Consider the following 22,189-nt stretch of genomic DNA (forward strand, 5'->3'; position numbering starts at 1 on the left):
GACACCGACCGGTAGCGCCACGCCGGAAGCGACCAGATAACGTTAGGGAAGTGAGTGCCATCCCTTACTGTGACGATGTCCTGGACCCTTCCGTCTCGCTCCTCCAGTTGGTGGACGTCGCGAAGAACCTCGGTGTGACCGTCACCCGCGTGCAGCAGCTTCTGCGCGATCAGCAGTTGATCGCCGTCCGACGCGACGGCGTCCTCGGTGTTCCCGAACTCTTCTTCGACGAGACCGGCGAGATCGTCAAATGGCTGCCCGGTCTCGTCGCCGTGCTCCACGACGGCGGATTCGAGGACGAGGAGATCCTGCAGTGGCTGTTCCGCGAGGACGACAGCCTCCCCGGCACGCCCGTCCAGGCACTGCACGGCGACCTCGCCCGCGAAGTGATCCGCCGCGCTCAGGCGATGGGATTCTGACCGCCGGTCACCGCACTCGGCCACGGGCAGGCACCGCGAGCCGGGCGAACTGAGGCAGCGCCGTCGCCCACCGGTTTCTCCGGGACACGGTGGCGCGCCGGTCGAGCACCCGGTAACCGCCTCGCTCGATCTCGTCGAGGATGCGGGAATACAGCACGAACGCGGTCCTGATACCCGGTTGCACCCGCCGGTCCAGCATCGCGATGCCCGGTTCCGCGTCCCGGTACACCGACCGGGTGACCGAGATCAGGTGGGCGAGGGCCCGCACGATCCGCTGGTCCGTCGTGCCGCTGCGGCGACTGTGCGCGAGAAGTTCGGTGTCGACACCGAACGCGGCCAATTCGTCGGCCGGGAGATAGACCCGGCCCCGATCCAGGTCCTCGCCCACGTCGCGAAGGAAATTGGTCAGCTGGAACGCCTCACCGAGAGCCGCAGCGTGCGGTTCCGCATCGGCGACGGGCCCGATGGTTCCGAGGACGGGCAGCATCTGCAACCCGATCACGACGGCCGATCCGTACATGTATGTCCGGAGCTCGGTCATGGTGCCGTACTCGGACCGATGCTCGACAGTCCCCGGAACATCCATCCGCATGGACTGCAGGAACGCGAAGAAGTAGTCGTGGGGGATGTCGAACGACGCGACGGTGTCGAGGAACGCGGGAAGGACCCGCCGCATCTCCCGTGAACACGCATCCGGACCGACCGCGGTCCGGTCGGTGAAGCCGAGTCGCAGAGCCGCGTCGATCCGATCGAGTTCGGCGGCGCAGTCGCCGGCCGTCCGGCCGGGATCGACGTCCACGATGTCGTCGACCGTGCGCGCGAACCCGTAGAGGGAATGCACGGCGGCCCGGCGGCGCTCGGGAAGGAGCCGGGTCGCGAGATGATAGGTGCGTCCGTGCTCCGCCGTCACCGCGCCGCAGTACCGGTAACTGCCGGCCAGGTCGGTCATCGACCGGTCATTCGACGCGCGGCGCCGTCGCAGCACCTGCGAGGTCGGCGGTGCGCTCGTCCTCGACGGGCCGGGGTGTGCGCAGCCGCAGCGGGTCGACCGTGCGGAGCGACACGGCCGCGACGACCGCAGCGAACGTCGCGAGCACGACGTGCGGGAATGTGTACAGGCCGATCGAGCCGTCGGGCTGGAAGACCAGCATCAACCAGGTGGACAACCCGACGAGGATCATCAGGGTCCGGGTCGACAACGCGAAGCCGGCCGCGATGGCGATCGGCCACGAGTAGTACCAGGGCAGCGCCGCGGGCGACAGGATCACGATCGCGACCAGGACGATGAGGATTCCGAGAATCGCGTCACGCTCGGTCGTCCGGTAGCGCCACCAGGCCGTCAGCACGATCGCGACCAGGGCCACTGCGCAGATCGGGCGGGTGATCGCCAGCACCTCACCCAGCCGCAGCTCCGCAAACCACGACGTTCCGACGGTCACGATGTGGGCGAGGATCGTCGGCAGCGACAACCAGTTGATGATCTTGTTCGAACCGGACAGCGCGGTCATCCAGCCGAGCCCGACACCGGCGACGGCGGACGCGGCCGCGAAGATGGCCACGAACACGGCGAACCCCGCGCCCGCGGTCTTCGCGAACGACGCGAGCGGCGACGCGGGTGTGCGCCCCTCCGCCTCGGCCTTCTCCTTCTCGTGGAGCATCCAGATCCACACCATGAAGGGCAGCGCGGCGCCTGCGGTCGCCTTGATCGCGACCGCGACCGCGACGAGGGCGATCCCGGCGAGATGGCGACGTTCGAGGACGAGCGCGATGCCGGCGATCATCAGGCCGACCATCAACAGCTCGTTGTGAACCCCGCCGATGAGGTGGACCAGGACCAGCGGATTGAGCACGGCGAGCCACAGGGCGATCGCCGGATTACCGCCGAGGTGCCGCGCGAGGCGCGGAACCCCCCACACCATCAGCGCGAGTCCGGGCAGCATCGTCACGCGCAGGAGCATCGTCCCGGCGATCACGTTGTCGCCGGTCAGCGCCGTGATCCCCTGACTGAGGAGCAGGAATAGCGGACCGTACGGCGCGGTGGTGGTGGTCCACACGTTGCTGACGTTGTCGAGGAGGACTCCCGGGTTGACCACCGGCCCGACGGCGTACGGGTCGAACCCGTCACGCAGGAGCGCACCCTGCGCCAGGTAGGAGTAGGCGTCGCGGCTGAACATCGGCACTGCGAGGAGCAGCGGCGCCGTCCACACCGGGACGATCATCCGCAATTGCCGGAGGGTGACGTCGCCGCCGAGCGTGGCACGACCCAACCGCACCCAGGCCGTGATCATCGCGACCACACCCACCCAGACGATGACCGTCGACAGGATCTGACCGTGACCGAACCGGAGCCACGACAGGTGCATCGCCTCGAGGAGTGGGTCCTCGCGGCGGACGCTGCCCGCACCGAATCCACCGAACGTGATCATCACGGCGCCCGCGAACCCGAGGATGGCGGCGTGCCCCTCCGGGCTGCGGAGGAAGCCGGCCGTGGTCTGGGGCCACGACCGCTGCGGCGTGGTCGTCGCAGCGGCGACGGTCGCCTGCCGGGCAGAGGACGTCATGAGTGCAGATTCCTCCCCCGAGGTGAGTTCGGTTGCGGTCGTCGGCGTGCGCATCGCATGGTCGAGGACCCAGTTTAATTGCTGTCGGTACCAGTTCCCGCCACGCCTCGCCCTATCCTCCCGCACTTGATGCTTCCGTGTCTCTTTCCGCACTTCGTGCTCCGGTGTGTCTTTCCGCGCTTCGAGCTGCGGTGGGCCCGGTGATGCGGGCGGCCGCCAGCTTCCCCGACAGCAGGACGGTCGGAACTCCGACACCCGGGACGGTGCCGGAACCGGCGAGCACGACGTTGTCCAGGCCCCTGACCAGGTTGGGGCGCCGGAACGGCCCGGTCTGCCGGAACACGTGCGCCGCCGCGAAGGGGCTGCCCGCCGCCATGCCCTTGCCGAGCCAGGTGAGGGGGGTGTCGACGCGGTCGATCGTGAAATGCTCCGCGATCCCGCGGTACCCGCGCGTCTCGAGTTCGCGCAGCAGTTCGTTCACGTACGGGCCGGTCAGCGACGACCACTCCAGCGGTGCGCTGTGCAGGTTCGGGCAGGGCGCGAGCACCGACAGCGGTTCCGAGGGAATCCCAGCGCGGTCCAGGGCGAGGCCCGGATCCGACAGGGCGGGCCGGGTGATCAGCAGCGACGGGTCCGTCATCAGCCGTCCGCGCCCCGCGCGGGCGGTGATCTCCGCGAACGTCCGCTTCCACGCGTGACCGAAATCGATGGTGTGGTGTCGTTGGGCGGCCCACTGGGAGGCGACCGCGGTGGGGACGGTCCCGTGCAGGACCACGGCGGACGGCGACACCCGCACCCGCCGGGGGGTCCGGCGTGTCACCGGGCGGAGCAGTGCGTCGACGACGGCGGTGTCCGGGGTGAGGACCAGCGCGTCGCAGTCGACGCGGTCACCCGCCGCCGTGACGACGGTGCCGACGCGGTCGCCGCTTCGCTCGAGTGCCGCGACCTCGGTGTCGAACCGGATCTCGCCGCCCGCTGTGGAGAGGGCGTCGGCGAGGGCGAGCGCGATCGAGCGCATCCCGCCGCGCGGGAAGTAGACGCCGAGCGAGGTGTCCATGTGGGCGATCGCGCCGTACACCGCGAGGGCGTCGGCGGGCGCGACCCCCGCGTACAGGGCCTGGAACGTGAAGATCCGGCGGAGTCTCGGATCGGTGATCGTACGGTCGACGCGGGCGCCGAGCCTGCCGAACCCGCCCAGGGCGGTGAGCGTCAGCAGATCCCGCGCGGCCGCCGGGGATGAGACGAGATCCAGCGGCGAGTCGAAGTTCGCATCCATGAACCGGTGGTACTCGGCGTCGAAGATCCGGCCGAGCCAGCGCCGCAGCCGCAGATACCTCGCCGACTCCTCCGGCCCGCACACCCGGCTGACCTCGGCGACCATCGCGTCGGGATCGGAGTGCACGTCGAGTGAGGACCCGTCGGCGAACCGTGCGTGATACGCCGGCGCCAGCCGTTCCAGGACAAGCGGCGGCCGGGTGGACGCGAAATCCGCGCCGACGGCGGCGAGGGCCTCGCCGACCAGTTCGGGCATCGTGAGGACGGTGGCACCGTTGTCGATGTCGTAGCCGGGACCACGGTAGGTGCCGACCCGGCCGCCCGGCGACGAGTCCCGTTCGAGGACGGTGACACGCCTGCCCGATCCGGCGAGGTGCAGAGCGGCCGAGAGACCGGCTAGACCCGCGCCGACGACCACGACGTGATCGGTGCGGCCGGGAACCGTCCGGAGCGCGCGGGCCATCCCCGGACCCTCAGTAGTCGCGGCGCGTCGCGGCGACGGCCATCTCGGTGAGCTGCTGCTTCGCCTCGGTAGTGGCGGTGCTCGCCGCCAGCGTCGACAGCGCGTTCCCGACGAGTTCCTCGATCTGCTTCTCCACGTCCGCGACCGCGCCGAGGGACGTGATCGTGGTCCGGAGGGTGTCCACGTCCGAATCTGACAGATCGGTGCCGATGCCCTCGCGGAGGAGCGCGGCCGCCGCGGGGTCTTCGGCGTCGGCGCGCTGCAGCGACATCGCGAACAGGACGGTGCGCTTGCCCGCCCGCAGGTCGTCGCCGGAGGGCTTCCCGGTCACGGCCGGATCGCCGAACACGCCGAGCAGGTCGTCGCGGAGCTGGAAGGCGATACCGATGTCGGTGCCGAATCGGCGGTACGCCGAGACCAGGGTGTCGTCGGCGCCTGCGAGCGCCGCACCGAGGTGTAGGGGCCGCTCGATGGTGTACGCGGCCGTCTTGTACCGATTCACCTTCATGGCGGCGACGATCGACTCGTCCGCCCGGGCCTCGTTGCTGATGTCGAGGAACTGCCCGCCGAGCACCTCGGTGCGCATCGCGGACCAGACGGGGGAGATGCGGGCCGACGCGTCCGGGGTGATTCCGGATTCGCGGATCATGTCGTCGGCCCAGGCCAGCGCGAGATCGCCGAGGAGGATCGCGACGCCCTCGCCGAAGTGAGCGGAATCACCGCTCCACGCCCCGGCGCGGTGCTGTTCCGCGAACTCGACGTGGACGGTCGGGAACCCGCGACGCGTCGTGGACGCGTCGATGATGTCGTCGTGGACCAGCGCGCAGGCCTGAACCAGTTCCAGCGCGGAGCAGGCGCGGAGCACGGGTCCGGCGTCGGGGCCACGAGCGTCGCCACCCGCCCCGACCCAACCGGTCCACGCGAAGGCCGGGCGGACCCGCTTGCCTCCGCGCAGGACGAAGTCTTCGAGCGTGGTCACGGCCTCGCGGTAACCACCACCCACGGAGTCGACGAGGTCCTGCCGGCTGGTGAAGAAGTCGCGAAGCGCATTTTCGACCTCGGCCGCGAGGGCGACGGGGCGCGTTCCAACGGACAGTGTTGCCTCCAGGATCGAATTCTCGCGTGCGCGCCGAGACCGGCGACAGGCGTCGACACCACCATAGTGGGCGCCCTCCCGGGTGGCCGGATTCCCGGCTCCCGCCGCCCGCGCAGACGCAGTGGGTGCAATGCCCCGGGCACTACCTATGCTGGACGGGTGACATTCGATTCCGTCAGGGGGCGGGCCAGCGAAGGTTGGGTAACCCGCACTCCGTCCATCGTCGACCGGATCCGGTCGTCCAGCGACGGCCGGGTCCCCTTTTCCGTCGAGTTCTCGCCGCCGCGTGACGAGGCCGCCGAGGCTCGTCTGTGGCGTGCCGTCCGGGAGTTCGAGCGGATGGGTCCGGCCTTCGTGTCCATGACCTACGGCGCGGGCGGGTCGACGCGCGACCGCACGGTCCGCGTCACCGGTCAGCTCGCCGAGGAGACCACCCTCCTGCCGGTCGCGCACCTCACGGCCGTGTCGCACAGTGTCGACGAACTGCGGTCGATGGTCGGTGCCTACGCCGACCGCGGAATCAGCAACATCCTGGTCCTGCGCGGCGACCCGCCCGGTGACCCGCTGGGCGAGTGGGAGAAGCATCCGGACGGCGTCGAGTACGCCGAGGACCTCGTGCGGCTCGTCCGCGACCTCGGCGACTTCCATGTCGGCGTCGCCTCGTTCCCGGAAGGCCACTACCGGGCACCCGATCTCGCGCACGACACCCGGTACCTGGTGTCGAAGTTGCGGGCAGGTGCCGAGTACTCGATCACCCAGATGTTCTTCGACGTCGACGACTACCTGCGACTGCGCGACCGGGTGTCGGCGTACGACCCCGAACAGGGCGCCAAGCCGATCATCCCCGAGATCATGCCGATCACGTCGCTGCGGTCGGTCCGCCGCGTGCTCGAACTGTCGGGATCGCGTCTCCCGGCGCACCTCGAGAAGCGTCTCGCCACGGCCGCCGGGGACGGTCCCGAGGAGAACCGCGCCGCCGTGCGCGAGATCGGCATCGACGTCGCCACCGAGATGAGCGAACGCCTCATCGCGGAGGGGGCACCCGGCCTGCACTTCATCACCCTCAACTTCGCGCGCGCCACGAGCGAGGTGCTTGCCAGGCTCGGCGACAAGGTCGGTTCGGGTGTGGCGGATCCCGCCCCGGTCACCCCGGCGCGGGTCAGCTGAGGCTCCGCCCCTTCCACCGGGTGCGCCCGCGGCGGTGACTGCGATGTGACGACACCGTCAGTGCCGTCACCGCGGCGACGGACAGCGGGTGCGCGACCGCGCCTGCGACGTCGGCGGCGGTGAGGCGGTCACCGCGTTCGAGTGCCCGGGCGCACAGCCGGGACGTCGTGGCCGCGAGATACCCCACTGCCCCCCACCGGCGCACGCGTCCCCGTCCGGCCGCGAACGCGACCGGCGGCGCGACGAACGCCACATTCGCCGCACCGAGGACCGCCGCGGCGCCGAGGCGGGAGCCGAATGCCGTCCACAGCCAGCGGTCGTAACCGCGGCGCAGCGCGCCCGCCTCCTCGTACATCCGGCACGACGCCGACCGGCCGGCCACGACCAGTGTGGTCGCGTGACCCCGAGTGCGGAGCAGTCGCGCGATGTCGAGGTCTTCCGTCACGCTGTCCACGACGGCCCGGTGACCTCCGACCCTGCGGTACGCGGCGGAATCGAACACCATGAACTGCCCGCAGGCCACCGCCGTCGACGGGCGCCGCGACCGGTCGGCCACGCGGATCGGCAGCGTCGCCGCCCACGACCACGCGAGCAGCGGCTGCACCAGCCCCTCGGTCACCGACCCCGCCTGCTGGAACGGCCACGGGCAGACCAGCGCGGCCCCGGACTCGCGCAGCGCGGCGCACGCGGCGTTCAGGGCGCCCGGACGCAACCGCACATCGGCGTCGAGGAACACGAGTATCCCCCCGTCACCGCGGCCCCGGGCGAAGGCGTGCTCACTCACCCGGTGGCAGGCCGCGGGTTTGCCCACCCAGCCCGGCGGCGGTTCCGCGGTTCCCCGCATCACGGAGAAGCGGGGGTCCGCGCCGCTCGCGGCGTCCGCGACCTCGGCGGTCCCGTCCGTGGAGCCGTCGTCGTAGACGAACACCCGCAGATCGTCGACCCCTCGCTGTTCGCGCAGGTCGCCGATCAGGTCCGGCAGCCGGTCACGCTCGTCCCGGGCCGGAATGCAGACGGTGACGGGTTCGGTGACCGGGCGGGCCGCCGCCGGGAGCCGCGGGGCGCGGCCCAGGTTGGCGACGCTGGTGGCGAGACCGAGAACCGAGATCAGGGAGCCGACCCGGACGACCCGCTCGATCGGGCGAGAGGTCACACCTCCGAGTGGTCCCGTGCGCGACCGCTGCCGATCACCGGATCCCTGTTGCGGGCCAACCAGGCCAGCGCACCGACGATCACGGCGACGCCCAGCGTCACACCGGCCATGATGCCCGCCCAGCCCGCGAAGCTACGGGTGCTCGGGTCCGAGTAACGCACCTCGGCGCGGATCGTCGAGGTGTCGCCGGCGGGAAGTTTCCACGACACGATCGAGTCGCCCTCACGGGTGCCGTTGGTGGTGGCGACGCGCGCCGGGAAGGCAATCGTGAACTGCACGTCCGTGCCCTGCGCGGGGACCGAACTGAGATCGGCCTTCCCGTCGAGGGTCACGAGGTCGCCGGTCCGCTGGAGCGAGATCTGGAAACTTCCGTTGGCCTGCTCCGACATGGTGCCGAGCTGCTGCACGTCGCCGAACGTCAGGTCGCTGAAGAACGCCTGGCTGCCGACGTACCCGTCCTTCTTGTACTCCTGGACGCGCACCTTGCCCGACAGCGAGTCGGGCGGAGTGAGTTGCGGGCCCTTGTCCTGATCGTTCGCCGGCACGGCGGCGGCCACGATCTGGCCGGAGACCCGGTCGTCGGCGGACACCCCCATCGACACCTGAACCCGCAGGCATCCCGCGAGGAGGGGCACGAGGAGGAGGCCGAGGGCCGCGAGGGACAAAGCCCTCCGCGAGCGGGTCGAGGTCGGAACTGGGGGCGGCTGCACAGTCGTATCGTGCCAGGGGAGTGGATCGGTGTCAGGTGTGAGGGTGCGTGTCGTGGGTCCCGGGTCGCCGGACGCGCGGCCGAAGCAGCGACACGAGCAGCGGAACTCCCAGGATTCCCATCGCCAACCACCCGTAGATCGCCGAATACCGCAACTCGGGAGCACCCAGGAACACCGAATGGGCCAGCGCCGAACCGAGCCACGTCCACAGGAACAACCCGATCGGGACACCGTCACGGTGCCGGTGCCCGGCGTCCAGTCGACGGTCGATGCGGTCCACGGCGACGGCCATCACGGCCGCGACGACGAACCACCCGGCGTAGTTGGTCAACGGAATGTGCTCGATACCGGGCAGGCCGGCATCGGTGACACACCAGTGCCACTGCCCGTCCGCGACCATCTGCGGGTCGAGGTACAGGTCCCAGCCGACCACACCGATCGTCGTCAGCGCGATCCGCGTCAGCCGTCGACGCGGACCCCGCGCGAGTACGGACGCCACGCACCACACCGGATAGAACCCGGCCGTCCACGCGAACGGCACCACCAGAGGCACCCCCGCGAGTGCCGGCCCGAGACGGTCGATGCTGTAGTCGTAGCAGCCGTAGGGGAAGCCGGTGGCCGTGCCCACGACCTCGGAGCACAGACCGAGCCCCGCGGTGACGACCACCAGTCCCACCGTCCAGCGGGCACCCCGGGTCACCGCCGCATGGGTGACGGACGCCGCGGCCAGCAGCGCGACGACGAGCACGGTGACCACGTCGCGGATCCCGCCGTGCACCAGCGGGTAGACGATCTGCGCCGCGACCGCCGCGCACGCGAGGATCAGGGGCAGGCGGGAGGTCATCGCCGGCGTCGCAGGCGTCCCAGGCCCCGCCGGTCGTCGTGGAGCGCGATGCGTGCGGCGCTGCGACCGCTCGCCCCGGACACCCCGCCGCCCGGGTGGGTGGAGGCGCCGGTGAGGTACAGGCGGTCGGCACCCGGCACCCGGTGCCCGGACAGTTCGGGGAGGGGACGCCACATCATCATCTGGTCCAGCGACATCTCCACGTGCATGACGTTGCCGCCGAGCAACCCCATCTCGTCTTCGAGGTCCTGCGGCGACTGCACGTGCCGGTCGAGGACGGACTCACCGAAACCGGGAGCCAGCGCGTCGATCTCGGCGACGATCCGATCGGCCTCCGGTCCGGCGAGGTCGCTCCAGCGCCGGCCGCCGCTCAGCCGGTACGGCTGCCACTGCGACCACAAGGTCACCTGGTGCCTGCCCTCGGGTGCGATGGTGGGGTCGAGGCCACTGAAGCTCATTCCCAGCACCGCGGGCCGCGGCGGGAGTTCCCCGGCGAGGGCCGCGCCGTGCGCGAGCCGCAGGTGCGCGCGATCCGAGACCAGCAGCTGGAGCCCGTGGGTGACCGAGGCGTCGGGCGCACTCGGATAGGCGGGGAGGGCGTCGGTGGCCAGCCGCACCACCATCCCGATCCCCGGGCCGACGCGGATCCGGCGACGCCACCGGTCGAGGGTCTGTGCGTCGTATCCGCCGTGCTCGAGCAGGCCGAGCGTGGTCAGCACGTGACAGCCCGCGATCACCGCCCGTGAGCGGATCTCCCGGCCGGACGCCGTCCGCGTCGTCCAGGAGTCGCCGTCGCGGCTCAACGAGACCGCCGCGTCGCCGAGCGAGACGGTCCCGGAGTCGGCCCGCAGCCTCGCGGCGAGGGCCGCGGTCAGGGCTCCGCTGCCGCCGACGGCACGGCCGGGCGGAATGGTGTGCATCAACGCCGCGAATCCGACCATCGGCGCCGTCCCCGGCTCCGACATCGGCGGACCGGACTGGGCGCCGAACCATGCGAGGGCCGCCTTGAGACGCTCGTCGTCGAAGTACTCGTCGAGCAGCGCGTCGCCGGAACCGAGGAACTGCCGGGAGAGGTCGCTACCGCCGCCGCCCGTGTCGAGCCCCCAGAACGACGAGAGCAGCGCGGGCCCGGTCGGCGGATTCGAGAACGCGCGCATGACCCGTGCGCTGCGCGGACCCCACACCGCCACGAACCGGCGGTACGCGTCGGCATCCGCGGCGCCGCACGACTCCTCGATGGACCGGCACGTCGCATCCAGGCTGCGGCGGAACACGATGCCCGGCCGATCCGAACCCGCCGGGGCGGGGGCGAACGCCCACGGATCGCAGTCGAGGTACCGCAGTCCGTGCGCGCCGAGATCGAGTTCCTCGACGATCCCCGTGTGACGGACCATGATGTGCGCGGACGACCCGCGGTCGACCTTGTACCCGGGGAAGCGTTCCACCGTGGACACCGCGCCGCCGAGCACGGTGTCGCGTTCGATCACCTCGACCGACCACCCGGATCGCGCGAGGTAACACGCCGACACGAGGGCGTTGTGTCCCGACCCCACCACCACCGCGTCGATCACAGGGGAAGCCCGCGTCCCAGCACCGCGAACGGCCGGTTGTCCCCGGCGAATCGGAAGTGGCGCAGGACATCTCTGAAGCCGAGGCGGCGATACAGCCGCCAGGCGCGGTTGTCCTCGTCCGCCACTTCGGGGGTGGAGAGCAGCACCCCGCGTTCGGGCCTGCGTTCGAGGAGGCGGAGGAGCAGGGTCTCGCCGAGCCGGTGTCCCTGGGCGTCCGGGTGGACGTGGAGTTCGGTGAGTTCGAAGTAGTTGCCGAGGATCACGTCGATCTGGTCCCGGGTCCACCCCGTGTGGCGCAGACCCGAACGGACCTGCTGGTGCCACCACTGTTCGGGCGCCCCGCGGTAGCCGTAGGCGACGGCGACGAGGCGGGCGGCCGCGTTGTCGGTGGATCCGTCACCGGCCGGGACGAGCGCGCCGACGCCCCGCCACCCCGATCGCTGCAGGTGCTCGTTCCACATCGGCGCCCGGTGGTATTCGGTGCCGTGGGGATAGCCCATGGCGGCGACGTAGATCGACAGCGCCTCGTGCAGGCGGTCGCGGAACTCGGTGGCCGAGAGTTCGACCACGAGCGGAGTCTGGTCAGCGTTCGTGTCGACCGGTCTCACCTTTCTCTTGACGACGTGTCGGTGGGTCCAGCTATATTGAATAGGTCGAACAGATGTTCGATAGCGGGGATCCGGCGATGCTCGAGGGAAGCGAGCATCGCCGGCCCCCGAACTCACGACCTGACTACGCCCGGCGGGGTGGTTGCACCGGGGTTTTGGAGGCGAAGTGATGACGAACCCGGTCACGGGACCGACCTCTGGGAACTCACGCCGACCGGGTGACGTACGCCACCCGGGCTCCAGGCGGGGTTCGGTGCTGCTCGATCGCGCCGACGCGCTCCTCGCCCAATCGGTGGGTGCCGGTGGGCCGGCGGATCGATTCCACAGCGCGTATCTGGCCGCGCTCCGCGGGGCGGGCGCAGTGCTGGCCGCCGTCGAGGGGCCTGCGGCGGGGCGCAGACGGACACGAACGCGTAACGCCTGGGTTCTCATGGCCGACGCGGCGCCCGAATTCGTGAACTGGGCCGACTACTTCGCCGGGCACTCGGCCACCCGTGCCGCGATCGAGGCGGGAATGTCGCGAACCCTCACCGATCTCGAGGCCGACGAGTTCTTCGTCGAGGTCGGACGCTTTCTCCAGGCCGTCGAAGATCACATCGGACGTGGCGCAGGTCTCGATCTGCGGGCGTCCTAGTCGGCGGCGGGCCCGGAAACGGCGGGAAAACGGTGAGGCGTCCGCGACATTGCGGTGCCCCGGACGGGGTTCGGTGTGGGAGTCCGTAAGGTTGGTGGGGAACTCGTACGTGGAGTAGGTGGTACGGGGATCGAACTGCTCGTATTATTAAATCTAGGTAGCCGCCAAAGTCGGTTACCCACCGTCTCGCACCGTGAGGCGGTGGCCAACACCCAGTGCCGGGGGAGGTACCGTGCCACTCTCCGAGCACGAGCAGCGCATGCTCGACCAGATCGAGAGCGCTCTCTACGCCGAGGATCCCAAGTTCGCCTCCACTGTGCGAGGCGGTCGCATGCGTGCGGCATCGAGTCGTCGTCGATTGCAGGCGGTGGCCCTGTTCGTTCTGGGGCTGGTCCTGCTCATCGCCGGCGTCGCCCTTCCGATCAAGCCTGGCGGTTTTCCCGTCATCAGCCTGATCGGCTTCATCGTCATGTTCGGCGCCGGAGTCCTCCTCCTGTGGGGTGGAGGTAAGAGCAAGTCCGGACAGTCCTCACGTGGTGGCTCGACCACGCAAGGTGAGACCGGCCGTGCCGATCGCGGTAAGCCCCGAAGCGGGCGCAAGAGTGGCGGATTCTCGTCGCGAATGGAAGACCGCTTCAAGAAGAGATTCGAGCAGGAGTAGTACTACCCGCTCAGCAGCCCAGTGGCGGCGTGGCATGTGATGCCACGCCGCCACTGCTGTGTCGGGGCTCGGTCCAGGATCGCCGGGTGCGTAGGCGGGGGTCGATCCGGTGGGGCCAGTGAACCGTCCCGCCCACGATTCCCCACCCTCACCCACCCTGTTTCCCCACTTTCCCCCCTCCGCTCCGCGATGAACCGCGAGGCAGGGGTGCCGCCCTCTCGCGGTGCGCTTTCACCTGGGCTTTTGCGCCATCCTGCGCCGTTGTGGGGCCGAGCCTGATCGGCTCTGCTCGTGTCGGTGATCACGTCGGGAATTTTCCCCCACCATCCGCAATGAGCGTTGACCAGCAAGTATCGGGCAAATTTGTGAACAACACGCCGTTATCCACCTTGTGAGTGGGGGAAAGTGGGGTACTGTGGTGCGCAGCGGGGAGCGAAGGTGAACCGCCCGGGCATACGGCGTTCGATATGAACGCGGTGGGAGGTGTCGAGTGTTTCTCGGTACCTACACGCCGAAGCTCGACGACAAGGGGCGGCTCACGTTGCCCGCAAAGTTCCGGGATGCGCTGGCGGGAGGGTTGATGGTCACCAAGGGTCAGGATCACAGCCTCGCGGTGTATCCCCGGGAAGAGTTCACGGCACTCGCACGCAAGGCCGCGGCCGCGTCGAGAAGCGATCCGGAGGCGCGAGCCTTCGTTCGTGGGCTGGCGGCAGGTACCGACGAGCAGCACGCAGATGCCCAGGGGCGCATCACCCTCTCGGCAGATCACCGTCGTTACGCGGGTCTCTCCAAGGACTGCGTAGTGATCGGTTCGGTCGATTTCCTCGAAATCTGGGATGCGCAAGCCTGGCAGACCTACGTCGAGGCGAACGAGGAGAACTACTCGCAGGCAACAGGAGTCGCGCTCGGCGAGATCGTCTGAGCGTGGCAGCGTCCCCGCGAATGCCGCGAGGCCTCTGTCCGACGGAACCCTGACGCACTTCCCCAGCGCCAGGTTTTCATTTCGGGCAGGGACCTCGAAGCATTCGCCACGGCAACTGGCCGACAAGAGAAGTTCGAGCAGTGAACCCCGGCATCGGGCACTTCACCCGCACCACAGAGCAGGAGCCGGAGGGATCATGGTGGATCACGAGGGGGAAGATTCCTCGCCCACCGATGGTTTCGGTCACATTCCGGTTCTGCTTCACCGCGCCGACGAACTGCTGGGCCCCGCCCTCACCGTGAACGACCCGCAGGGCGGGGGAGCCGTCATGATCGACGCGACCCTCGGTCTCGGCGGACACTCCGAGCACTTCCTGCGGACCTACCCCCAGCTGAGGCTCATCGCCCTCGACCGTGATCCGCACGCGCTCGAGATCGCCGGCGGCCGGCTCGCGCCCTTCGCCGATCGCATCACGTTCGTGCACACCCGCTACGACGGCATCGAGGACGCGCTCGACCAAGCGGGGCTGCCCGCGCAGGAGTCCGTGCACGGGATCCTCTTCGACCTCGGCGTCTCCTCGATGCAGCTCGACGAATCGGATCGGGGGTTCGCGTATTCGATCGACGCGCCCCTCGACATGCGGATGGACCCGACCACCGGCATCACCGCGGCCGAGGTCCTCAACACGTACAGCCACGGAGATCTCGCTCGCATCCTCAGCACGTACGGCGAGGAGCGCTTCGCGGGCAAGATCGCGTCGGAGATCGTCCGGCAGCGCGCGAAGGAGCCGTTCACCACCAGCGCAGCACTGGTCGAACTGTTGTACCGCTCCATTCCTGCGGCGACCCGCCGTACCGGGGGACATCCCGCCAAGCGGACGTTCCAGGCCCTTCGAGTGGAGGTCAACGGCGAGCTCGATTCACTGCGCGCCGCGGTCCCGGCTGCACTCGACGCGTTGACCGTCGGGGGACGCGTCGTGTTCATGTCGTACCAATCCCTCGAAGACCGGGTCGTCAAGCAGGAAATCACTCCCAGGTCGAAGTCGAAGAGCCCCGAGGGGCTTCCTGTCGAACTACCGGGGATGGGACCGGAGTTCCGGATCCTCACACGAGGGGCGGAGCGGGCGTCCGAACAGGAAGTCGAAGAGAACCCACGATCAGCCCCGGTGCGTTTGCGCGCTGCAGAAAGAATTGCCAGGAGGTCGGCGGCATGACGGTTCAGGTGAGTTCCACCGAAATGCGGCCCGCGCGGGGGGCCAACCGGACGGGCGCGGCTGAGCGGGCGTACAAGAAGCGCACCCAGCGCGCGGCCGTGCACAGTGGATCCGCGATCGCCGTCTCCGGCAAGAACCGCGCCGGTACGCTCACCGCCCGCATCCCGTTCGTGGCGACGATCCTCGTTCTGCTCGCCATGGGTCTGGCCATGACACTGCTGCTGACCACCCGCTCCGCCGAGGACTCGTACCAGCTGAGCGCCGCCCGCGCTCACAACCAGTCGCTCGCGGAGGAGAAGGCGGCGCTGCAGCGTGACGTCGAGACCGCCAACTCTGCCCCGAAACTGGCGGAGGAAGCGGCCAAGCTCGGCATGGTGCCCGCCAATGATCCCGCTCGCCTCGTCGTCCACCCCGACGGCAGCGTCGAGGTCGTCGGAAAGCCGGCCCCGGCGTCGGGTGCACCCGTGCCGCCGCTCGACGTCGCCGTCCCGCCCACCCAGCGGGGCAACGCCGTCGCGACCGCCCCCAACCGCGGGACGACGACGCAGGCGCCGCGCGCCACGCCGCAGCCCGGCAATGGCACGGAGATCCAAGCTCAGGGTGAACAATTGGTTCCTGTGATCCCCTCGACCACCGCTCCGACGACTGCTCCACCGTCCGGCGGTCGCCGGTGAATCGAAGCGCACCGAGAAGTCGTCCCCGGCGCCCCAAGGGCGCCGGTTCGGCGTCCTTTCCGTTCAGGCAACGGTACGGACGCCTGGTGATGTTCTTGGCGCTCGGCCTCGCCGCAGTGCAGCTTCTGTGGATCCAGGTCATCGACGCACCACAACTGTCCGCGGAAGCGGCGAACCAACGCACCACCACCGAGGTGGATCCCGCGCTGCGCGGGTCGATCACCGACCGCAACTCCAACCCCATCGCATTCACGATGGAAGCGAAGGCCCTGACGTTCCAGCCCGCACGGGTGCGGAAGGAACTCGAGGAGGCGAAGGCCAAGAGCGACACCGCCCCCGACGTCGACTCCCGTCTCGACGCGATTGCGAAGGAGATCCACGACCGGCTCGGCGACGCCGCACCCGAGAAGGATCTGAAGGAGAAACTGCACGGCGACGACACGTTCGTCTATCTCGCGCGCAGCGTCGACCCCAACATCGCGGCGCAGATCAGCGACAAGTTCCCGGAGGTCGGACTCGAACGCCAGGACATCCGCGAGTACCCAGGCGGATCCCTAGCCGCCAACCTCGTCGGCGCCACCGGCTGGGACGGTCACGGACTGCTCGGTCTCGAGGACTCCCTCGACTCCACCCTCGCAGGCACCGACGGCTCCCAGACCTACGACCGGGGCTCCGACGGCGCGGTGATTCCCGGCAGCTGGCGTGACAAGCAGCCGGCGGTGGACGGGTCGAGCGTCGAGCTCACCATCGACTCCGACCTGCAGTACTACGTTCAGCAGCAGGTGCAGATGGCCAAGGACAAGTCCGGTGCGAAGGACGCGTCGGCGGTCGTGCTCGACTCCCACACCGGTGAGGTGCTCGCGATGTCGAACGACAGCACGTTCAACCCGGCGATCGGGGTGGGCAACAATCCACGGACCGTGGAGATGGGCAACCTGTCGGTGAGCACGCCGTTCGAACCGGGCTCCGTCAACAAGATCGTCACCGCGGCTGCCGCGATCGAGTACGGCCTGACCACACCGGACGAAGTTCTCGAGGTTCCCGGCAACATTCAGATGTCGGGTGTGTCGGTGAAGGACGCGTGGGACCACGGGGTCGCCCCGTACACGGCCACGGGCGTGTTCGGGAAGTCGTCGAACGTGGGCACCCTGATGCTCGCCCAGCGGGTGGGGGAGGACCGCTACGCGGACATGCTGTCCAGGTTCGGTCTCGGCCAGCGCACCGACGTCGGACTACCCGGTGAGAGCGCGGGCAGCGTCCCCAGCCGCGACCAGTGGTCGGGGGGCACGTTCGCGAACCTGCCGATCGGTCAGGGCCTGTCGATGACGCTGCTGCAGATGACCGGCATGTACCAGGCGATCGCCAACGACGGCGTTCGCATCCCGCCTCGCATCGTCAAGGCGACCGTCGACGCGGCCGGGAACCGGACTGAGACCGACGCGCCCGACGAGGTGACGGTGGTCAGCCCGCAGACCGCGTCCACCGTCCGCGACATGTTCCGGTCCGTCACCCAGAACGACACGGGCAACCAGCGGGGTACCGGGGTGCAGGCCGCCGTCGACGGGTATCAGATCAGCGGTAAGACGGGCACCGCCCAGCAGGTCGATCCCGCCTGCAAGTGCTACTCGAACTCGAACTACTGGATCACGTTCGCCGGGATCGCCCCGGCCGACAACCCGAGGTACGTCGTCGGAATCATGCTCAACGCGCCGACACGCAGCGCGGACGGTTCCGGCGGCCAGTCCGCCGCGCCGCTGTTCCACAACATCGCGTCCTGGATGCTGCAGCGCGACAGCGTGCCGATGTCCCCGGACCCCGGACGCAGGCTGGTGCTGCAGGCCGATTGAGCGAAGGTCGGCCGAATCGGGTTCCGAGAGCACTCGCGGTAATCTGACACGTCGGCCGTTCAGTGGACACGGACTTTCCCGTGGACGCAGGGAACTGCCGAGGTAGCACGCTGTATTGATCCGTGCACTAAGCCGTTGTCAGTGAGAGTCGACATCCGAGAGGAGCCCGGTGCCTGTTCCGTCCCGCCCGCAGTCGGCGTCAGTGGAGGTGAAGGTCACAGACAGTCTTCGCCCCGCCCAGCCGGTCCGTACCACGGTGAGCGCTCTGGCAGCGCTCGCCGGAGCGAGGGTCGAGGCACCCACGGGAACCGCCGAGCACGTCATCGTCACCGGGGTGGATCTCCGCGCCCAGGGGATCGTCGAGGGCGATCTGTTCGCGGCCCTTCCCGGGGCCCGCGCGCACGGCGCGGAATTCGCCGCCGACGCTCTCGCACGGGGCGCGACCGCGATCCTCACCGACGAGGCCGGATTCGCGCTGGTGTCCGCACTGGGCTCGGACATGCCGGTGCTCGTCCACGACGACCCACGCGGCGTCCTCGGTGAGCTGTCGGCAACCATCTACGGCCGGCCCTCCGAGAAGATGCAGGTCATCGGTATCACCGGGACATCGGGTAAGACGACGACCTCGTATCTCGTCGAAGCCGCGCTCACCGCCGCGGGGCGGACGACCGGTCTCGTGGGCACCATCGAGACCCGGATGAGTGGCCGCCGGGTGCCGAGCGCACTGACGACCCCCGAGGCGCCGCAGCTCCACGCCCTGTTCGCCGTGATGCTCGAGCAGGGGATCGACACCGTCGTGATGGAGGTGTCCAGCCACGCGCTGTCGCTCGGCCGCGTCGACGGAGTCCGCTTCGATGTGGGCGCGTTCACGAACCTCTCCCAGGACCACCTGGACTTCCACCGCGACTTCGAGGACTACTTCGCCGCGAAGGCGCGGCTCTTCGCGGCCGATTCGTCCGTGCACGCCCAGCACGCCGTCATCTGCATCGACGACGTGTGGGGACAGCGGATGGCCGACGTCGCCCGCGGTGCGCATTCGATCGTGACGACAGTCGCGACCACACCGGACAGCGAGGGCGCGGTGTGGACGGCAGGCCCGGCGACGGTGTCGCCCTCGGGCTCGCAGACCTTCGCGCTCACCACGGCCGAGGGCACGACACTCGACGTGGAGCTCCGTCTGCCGGGGCAGTACAACGTCGCCAACGCTTCGCTCGCCGTCGCGCTGTGCGCGGCGCTGGGTGTCGATCCGCGCGACGCCGTCGAGGGCATCGCCGGCGTCGACGTGCCGGGCCGGGTGCAGCGGATCGACCGGGGACAGGACTTCCTCGCCGTCGTCGACTACGCCCACAAACCCGCAGCGGTCGAGGCGGTGATCGCGACGCTGCGCGAGCAGGTACGCGGTCGCGTCGCCGTTGTCGTGGGTGCGGGCGGCGATCGCGACGCAGGCAAGCGGCCGCTGATGGGTGCCGCGGCCGCGCGTGGTGCCGACCTGCTGATCATCACGGACGACAACCCCCGCAGCGAGGACCCGGCGAAGATCAGGGCCGCGGTCCGCGAGGGCGCTCTCGGAGTGCCCGAATCCGAGCGGGGACAGGTGTGGGAAGTAGCGGACCGAGCGAAGGCGATCGCCGACGCCGTCGGCTGGGCGCAGGCAGGCGACGTGGTTCTGGTCGCAGGCAAGGGACACGAGATCGGTCAGGAGATACACGGGGTGAAGTACCCATTTGACGACCGCGACGTACTGGGCGACGCGATCGAGCGACAGGTCGGAGGAACGCGATGATCCCGATGACACTCGCTCGCATCGCCGAGATCGTGGGCGGCGAACTGCACGACGTCGCCGATCCGTCGGCCGAGGTGACGGGAACGGTCGAGTTCGACTCGCGGGAGGTCACCGCCGGCGGGCTGTTCCTCGCCCTGCCCGGCGCCCACGTGGACGGCCACGATCACGCGGCCTCGGCGGTCGAGGCCGGTGCGGTCGCCGTCCTGGCCGCGCGCCCGGTCGGCGTCCCCGCGATCGTCGTCACCCCGACGCCGAGCGACGTCCCGAGCAAGGCGATGGCACTCGAACACGACACCGACGGATCGGGCGCCGCCGTGCTCGCAGCCCTCGCGAAGCTCGCGCGCGCCTCCGTCGACGGCCTCACCGCGAAGGGGCTCACCGTCGTCGGCGTCACCGGATCGGCGGGAAAGACGTCGACCAAGGATCTGCTCGCCGCCGTCCTGCGCCCCCTCGGTCCTGTCGTCGCGCCACCCGGATCGTTCAACAACGAACTCGGCCACCCGTGGACCGCACTACGTGCGGACGCGGACACGGGATTCCTGGTTCTGGAGATGTCGGCCCGCGGCCGCGGGCACATCGCCTCCCTCGCGAACATCGCACCCCCGAAGATCGGGGTCGTCCTCAACGTGGGTACGGCGCACCTCGGCGAATTCGGTTCCCGCGACGCGATCGCCGCTGCCAAGGGCGAACTCGCGGAGTCGCTGCCCTCGGCGGACGAGGGTGGTGTCGCGATCCTCAACGCCGACGATCCGCTGGTGGCAGCCATGGCGCCGCGCACATCGGCCCGGGTGGTCCTCGTCGGCCGGTCGGAGTCCGCGCACGTGCGGGCCACCGACATCGTGCTCGACGAGAAGGCAAGGGCGCGTTTCACTCTCACGGCGCCGACCGGGAGTGTCGCCGTCGAGCTCGCCGTGCACGGTGAACACCAGGTCGGCAACGCGCTCGCCGCCGCGGCGGTGGCACTCGAATGCGGGGCGGACCTCGAGCAGATCGCGCAGGCCCTTTCCGGTGCCGCCGCGGTCTCGGCGCGCCGGATGGACGTCCGCGACCGGCCGGACGGTGTGACCGTCGTCAACGATTCGTACAACGCCAACCCCGACTCGATGCGGGCGGCCCTGAAGGCGCTGGTGTCGATGGCCCGGTCGGGCCGGGGTGCGGCGCGCCGGAGTTGGGCGGTGCTCGGAGAAATGGCCGAGCTGGGTCCAGAATCAGTGGTCGAACACGACGCCATCGGCAGATTCGCGGTCCGGCTGGACGTGAGCAGGCTGATCATCGTGGGAACCGGCAGGCCCGCCCGCGCCATGCATCAGGGTGCGGTCATGGAGGGTTCGTGGGGTGAGGAGTCGATCCTCGTCCCCGACATCGCCGGTGCGGTCGCCTTGCTCGAAGCGGAACTGGCACCGGGTGACCTGGTGCTGGTCAAGGCGTCGCAGTCCATCGGATTGTGGGAGGTCGCGGACACGGTGTTGGCGGGAAGCACGGGACAGAAGGGTTCGGAGGCTACGCGGTGAGACAGATCCTCTTCGCGGCGGGCATCGCGCTCGCCGTCTCGATTCTGCTGACCCCCGTTCTCATCAAGGCTTTCTCCCGTCAGGGGTTCGGCCAGGAGATCCGTGTCGAAGGTCCGGCGAGTCACCAGTCGAAGCGCGGCACCCCGACGATGGGCGGCGTCGCCATTCTCGCCGGACTGTGGGCCGGCTACTGGGGTTCGCACCTGATCGGCATCGGCTACAACGCGGACGGGCCGTCGGCATCGGGACTGCTGGTTCTCGGTCTCACGACGGCGCTCGGCGGGGTCGGCTTCCTCGACGACTTCATCAAGATCCGCAAGCAGCGCAACCTCGGACTGAACAAGACGGCGAAGCTGGTCGGACAGCTCATCGCGGCAGTGGCGTTCGGCATTCTCGCGCTGCAGTTCCGGGGCGCGAACGACCTCACACCGGGCAGCGAGCACCTGTCGTACGTGCGTGACATCGCGACGGTCACGATGGGCTCCGTCGTGTTCGTCGCGTTCTGCTACCTCCTGGTGAGCGCTTGGTCGAACGCGGTCAATCTGACCGACGGCCTCGACGGTCTCGCTGCCGGGTCGATGAGCCTGGTCCTCGGCGCTTACGTGATCATCACGTTCTGGCAGTACCGCAACGCGTGCGAGACGAGCCCCGGCAAGGGCTGCTACGACGTCCGCGATCCGCTCGACCTGGCCCTGATCTGCGCGGCCGGTGCGGGTGCGTGCATCGGATTCCTGTGGTGGAACGCGGCGCCCGCCAAGATCTTCATGGGTGACACCGGTTCGCTGGCACTCGGCGGCATGCTCGCCGGACTGTCGATCACGACGCGCACCGAACTGCTGATGGTCGTGATCGGCGCGCTGTTCGTCGCAGAGGCGGCATCGGTCGTGATCCAGGTCGCCGTGTTCCGGTCGAGCCGAAGACGAGTGTTCCGGATGGCTCCGTTCCACCACCACTTCGAACTTGCAGGGTGGGCGGAAACCACGGTGATCATCCGGTTCTGGTTGCTGGCCGCCATCGCCTCCGCGATCGGGCTCGCGCTGTTCTACAGCGAGTACCTGGCAGCGATCGGGGGCTGAC

The 22,189-nt window shown here is 69.5% G+C and carries 20 protein-coding genes; 11 read left to right on the forward strand and 9 right to left on the reverse strand.

What is annotated here, in order from left to right; translation table 11 throughout:
- Positions 1–50 precede the first annotated feature (50 nt).
- The gene (locus JVH1_RS32170; protein ID WP_043778143.1) at positions 51–419 is read left to right on the forward strand and encodes an Rv2175c family DNA-binding protein; all 369 of its coding nucleotides are present in this window, start codon (positions 51–53) and stop codon (positions 417–419) included.
- A 7-nt stretch (positions 420–426) separates the two neighbouring features.
- Here the strand turns inward: JVH1_RS32170 and JVH1_RS32175 are convergent, their stop codons facing one another.
- The 4 genes from JVH1_RS32175 to JVH1_RS32190 all read right to left on the reverse strand — a co-directional run bounded on the left by JVH1_RS32175 (position 427) and on the right by JVH1_RS32190 (position 5,826).
- Positions 427–1,368: a phytoene/squalene synthase family protein gene (locus tag JVH1_RS32175; protein WP_009473756.1), complete on the reverse strand. Its 942-nt coding sequence runs from the start codon at positions 1,366–1,368 to the stop codon at positions 427–429.
- A gap of 7 nt (positions 1,369–1,375) precedes the next feature.
- Entirely contained in the window at positions 1,376–2,980 is a 1,605-nt protein-coding gene (locus JVH1_RS32180) for an alpha-(1->6)-mannopyranosyltransferase A (RefSeq protein WP_009473755.1), read from the reverse strand.
- Positions 2,981–3,092: 112 nt separating this feature from the next.
- A complete protein-coding gene (gene crtI / locus JVH1_RS32185) occupies positions 3,093–4,718 on the reverse strand; it encodes a phytoene desaturase family protein (protein ID WP_009473754.1) in 1,626 nt (541 codons plus the stop codon).
- Between the two features lie 10 nt (positions 4,719–4,728).
- Positions 4,729–5,826 carry a polyprenyl synthetase family protein gene (locus JVH1_RS32190; RefSeq protein WP_237735112.1) on the reverse strand — a complete coding sequence of 366 codons (1,098 nt, stop codon included), beginning with the start codon at positions 5,824–5,826 and terminating at the stop codon, positions 4,729–4,731.
- 147 nt (positions 5,827–5,973) lie between these two features.
- Between JVH1_RS32190 and metF the strand changes: the two genes are divergently transcribed.
- Positions 5,974–6,981 (forward strand): methylenetetrahydrofolate reductase [NAD(P)H], encoded by a 1,008-nt coding sequence (gene metF, locus JVH1_RS32195; RefSeq protein WP_009473752.1) that lies wholly within the window; start codon positions 5,974–5,976, stop codon positions 6,979–6,981.
- On the opposite strand, the gene JVH1_RS32200 is transcribed toward metF, so the two are convergent.
- From JVH1_RS32200 to JVH1_RS32220, 5 genes are read right to left on the reverse strand one after another with little or no spacing between them, the layout of a single operon-like run.
- Entirely contained in the window at positions 6,974–8,134 is a 1,161-nt protein-coding gene (locus JVH1_RS32200; protein WP_009473751.1) for a glycosyltransferase family 2 protein, read from the reverse strand. The genes metF and JVH1_RS32200 overlap by 8 nt on opposite strands.
- Entirely contained in the window at positions 8,131–8,844 is a 714-nt protein-coding gene (locus JVH1_RS32205) for a hypothetical protein (RefSeq protein ID WP_043778139.1), read from the reverse strand. Before JVH1_RS32205 ends, JVH1_RS32200 begins: the two co-directional genes overlap by 4 nt.
- 31 nt (positions 8,845–8,875) lie before the next feature.
- Positions 8,876–9,688: a carotenoid biosynthesis protein gene (locus tag JVH1_RS32210; RefSeq protein ID WP_009473749.1), complete on the reverse strand. Its 813-nt coding sequence runs from the start codon at positions 9,686–9,688 to the stop codon at positions 8,876–8,878.
- Positions 9,685–11,259 carry an NAD(P)/FAD-dependent oxidoreductase gene (locus JVH1_RS32215; RefSeq protein WP_009473748.1) on the reverse strand — a complete coding sequence of 525 codons (1,575 nt, stop codon included), beginning with the start codon at positions 11,257–11,259 and terminating at the stop codon, positions 9,685–9,687. Before JVH1_RS32215 ends, JVH1_RS32210 begins: the two co-directional genes overlap by 4 nt.
- Positions 11,256–11,867: a GNAT family N-acetyltransferase gene (locus JVH1_RS32220; protein WP_009473747.1), complete on the reverse strand. Its 612-nt coding sequence runs from the start codon at positions 11,865–11,867 to the stop codon at positions 11,256–11,258. Before JVH1_RS32220 ends, JVH1_RS32215 begins: the two co-directional genes overlap by 4 nt.
- 253 nt (positions 11,868–12,120) lie before the next feature.
- Between JVH1_RS32220 and JVH1_RS32225 the strand changes: the two genes are divergently transcribed.
- From JVH1_RS32225 to mraY, 9 genes are all read left to right on the forward strand, one after another.
- On the forward strand, positions 12,121–12,501 hold the full coding sequence (locus JVH1_RS32225) for an SAV_6107 family HEPN domain-containing protein (RefSeq protein WP_009473746.1): 381 nt from the start codon (positions 12,121–12,123) through the stop codon (positions 12,499–12,501).
- A gap of 232 nt (positions 12,502–12,733) precedes the next feature.
- Positions 12,734–13,162: a DUF3040 domain-containing protein gene (locus JVH1_RS32230; RefSeq protein ID WP_009473745.1), complete on the forward strand. Its 429-nt coding sequence runs from the start codon at positions 12,734–12,736 to the stop codon at positions 13,160–13,162.
- A gap of 490 nt (positions 13,163–13,652) precedes the next feature.
- On the forward strand, positions 13,653–14,084 hold the full coding sequence (gene mraZ, locus JVH1_RS32235; protein ID WP_005247637.1) for a division/cell wall cluster transcriptional repressor MraZ: 432 nt from the start codon (positions 13,653–13,655) through the stop codon (positions 14,082–14,084).
- A 196-nt stretch (positions 14,085–14,280) separates the two neighbouring features.
- Entirely contained in the window at positions 14,281–15,297 is a 1,017-nt protein-coding gene (gene rsmH / locus JVH1_RS32240) for a 16S rRNA (cytosine(1402)-N(4))-methyltransferase RsmH (protein ID WP_009473744.1), read from the forward strand.
- Positions 15,294–15,971: a hypothetical protein gene (locus JVH1_RS32245; RefSeq protein ID WP_009473743.1), complete on the forward strand. Its 678-nt coding sequence runs from the start codon at positions 15,294–15,296 to the stop codon at positions 15,969–15,971. The genes rsmH and JVH1_RS32245 overlap by 4 nt, the downstream gene beginning before the upstream one ends.
- A complete protein-coding gene (locus tag JVH1_RS32250; RefSeq protein ID WP_043778136.1) occupies positions 15,968–17,818 on the forward strand; it encodes a penicillin-binding protein 2 in 1,851 nt (616 codons plus the stop codon). Before JVH1_RS32245 ends, JVH1_RS32250 begins: the two co-directional genes overlap by 4 nt.
- Positions 17,819–17,987: 169 nt before the next feature.
- A complete protein-coding gene (locus JVH1_RS32255) occupies positions 17,988–19,601 on the forward strand; it encodes a UDP-N-acetylmuramoyl-L-alanyl-D-glutamate--2,6-diaminopimelate ligase (protein ID WP_009473741.1) in 1,614 nt (537 codons plus the stop codon).
- On the forward strand, positions 19,598–21,112 hold the full coding sequence (gene murF, locus JVH1_RS32260; RefSeq protein ID WP_009473740.1) for a UDP-N-acetylmuramoyl-tripeptide--D-alanyl-D-alanine ligase: 1,515 nt from the start codon (positions 19,598–19,600) through the stop codon (positions 21,110–21,112). The genes JVH1_RS32255 and murF overlap by 4 nt, the downstream gene beginning before the upstream one ends.
- On the forward strand, positions 21,109–22,188 hold the full coding sequence (mraY, locus tag JVH1_RS32265; RefSeq protein ID WP_005247625.1) for a phospho-N-acetylmuramoyl-pentapeptide-transferase: 1,080 nt from the start codon (positions 21,109–21,111) through the stop codon (positions 22,186–22,188). Before murF ends, mraY begins: the two co-directional genes overlap by 4 nt.
- The last annotated feature ends 1 nt before the right edge of the window (position 22,189 follow it).

The sequence above is a fragment of the Rhodococcus sp. JVH1 genome, assembly GCF_000280725.2.
Classification (GTDB): Bacteria; Actinomycetota; Actinomycetes; order Mycobacteriales; family Mycobacteriaceae; genus Rhodococcus_F; species Rhodococcus_F jostii_A.

What these genes read in the sequence shown, in the direction of transcription:
- JVH1_RS32175 (WP_009473756.1), bottom strand. Translation starts at nt 1,368, where the DNA reads ATGACCGACCTGGCCGGCAGTTACCGGTACTGCGGCGCGGTGACGGCG.
- JVH1_RS32180 (WP_009473755.1), bottom strand. Translation starts at nt 2,980, where the DNA reads ATGACGTCCTCTGCCCGGCAGGCGACCGTCGCCGCTGCGACGACCACG.
- crtI (WP_009473754.1), bottom strand. Translation starts at nt 4,718, where the DNA reads ATGGCCCGCGCGCTCCGGACGGTTCCCGGCCGCACCGATCACGTCGTG.
- JVH1_RS32210 (WP_009473749.1), bottom strand. Translation starts at nt 9,688, where the DNA reads ATGACCTCCCGCCTGCCCCTGATCCTCGCGTGCGCGGCGGTCGCGGCG.
- rsmH (WP_009473744.1), top strand. Translation starts at nt 14,281, where the DNA reads ATGGTGGATCACGAGGGGGAAGATTCCTCGCCCACCGATGGTTTCGGT.
- JVH1_RS32245 (WP_009473743.1), top strand. Translation starts at nt 15,294, where the DNA reads ATGACGGTTCAGGTGAGTTCCACCGAAATGCGGCCCGCGCGGGGGGCC.
- murF (WP_009473740.1), top strand. Translation starts at nt 19,598, where the DNA reads ATGATCCCGATGACACTCGCTCGCATCGCCGAGATCGTGGGCGGCGAA.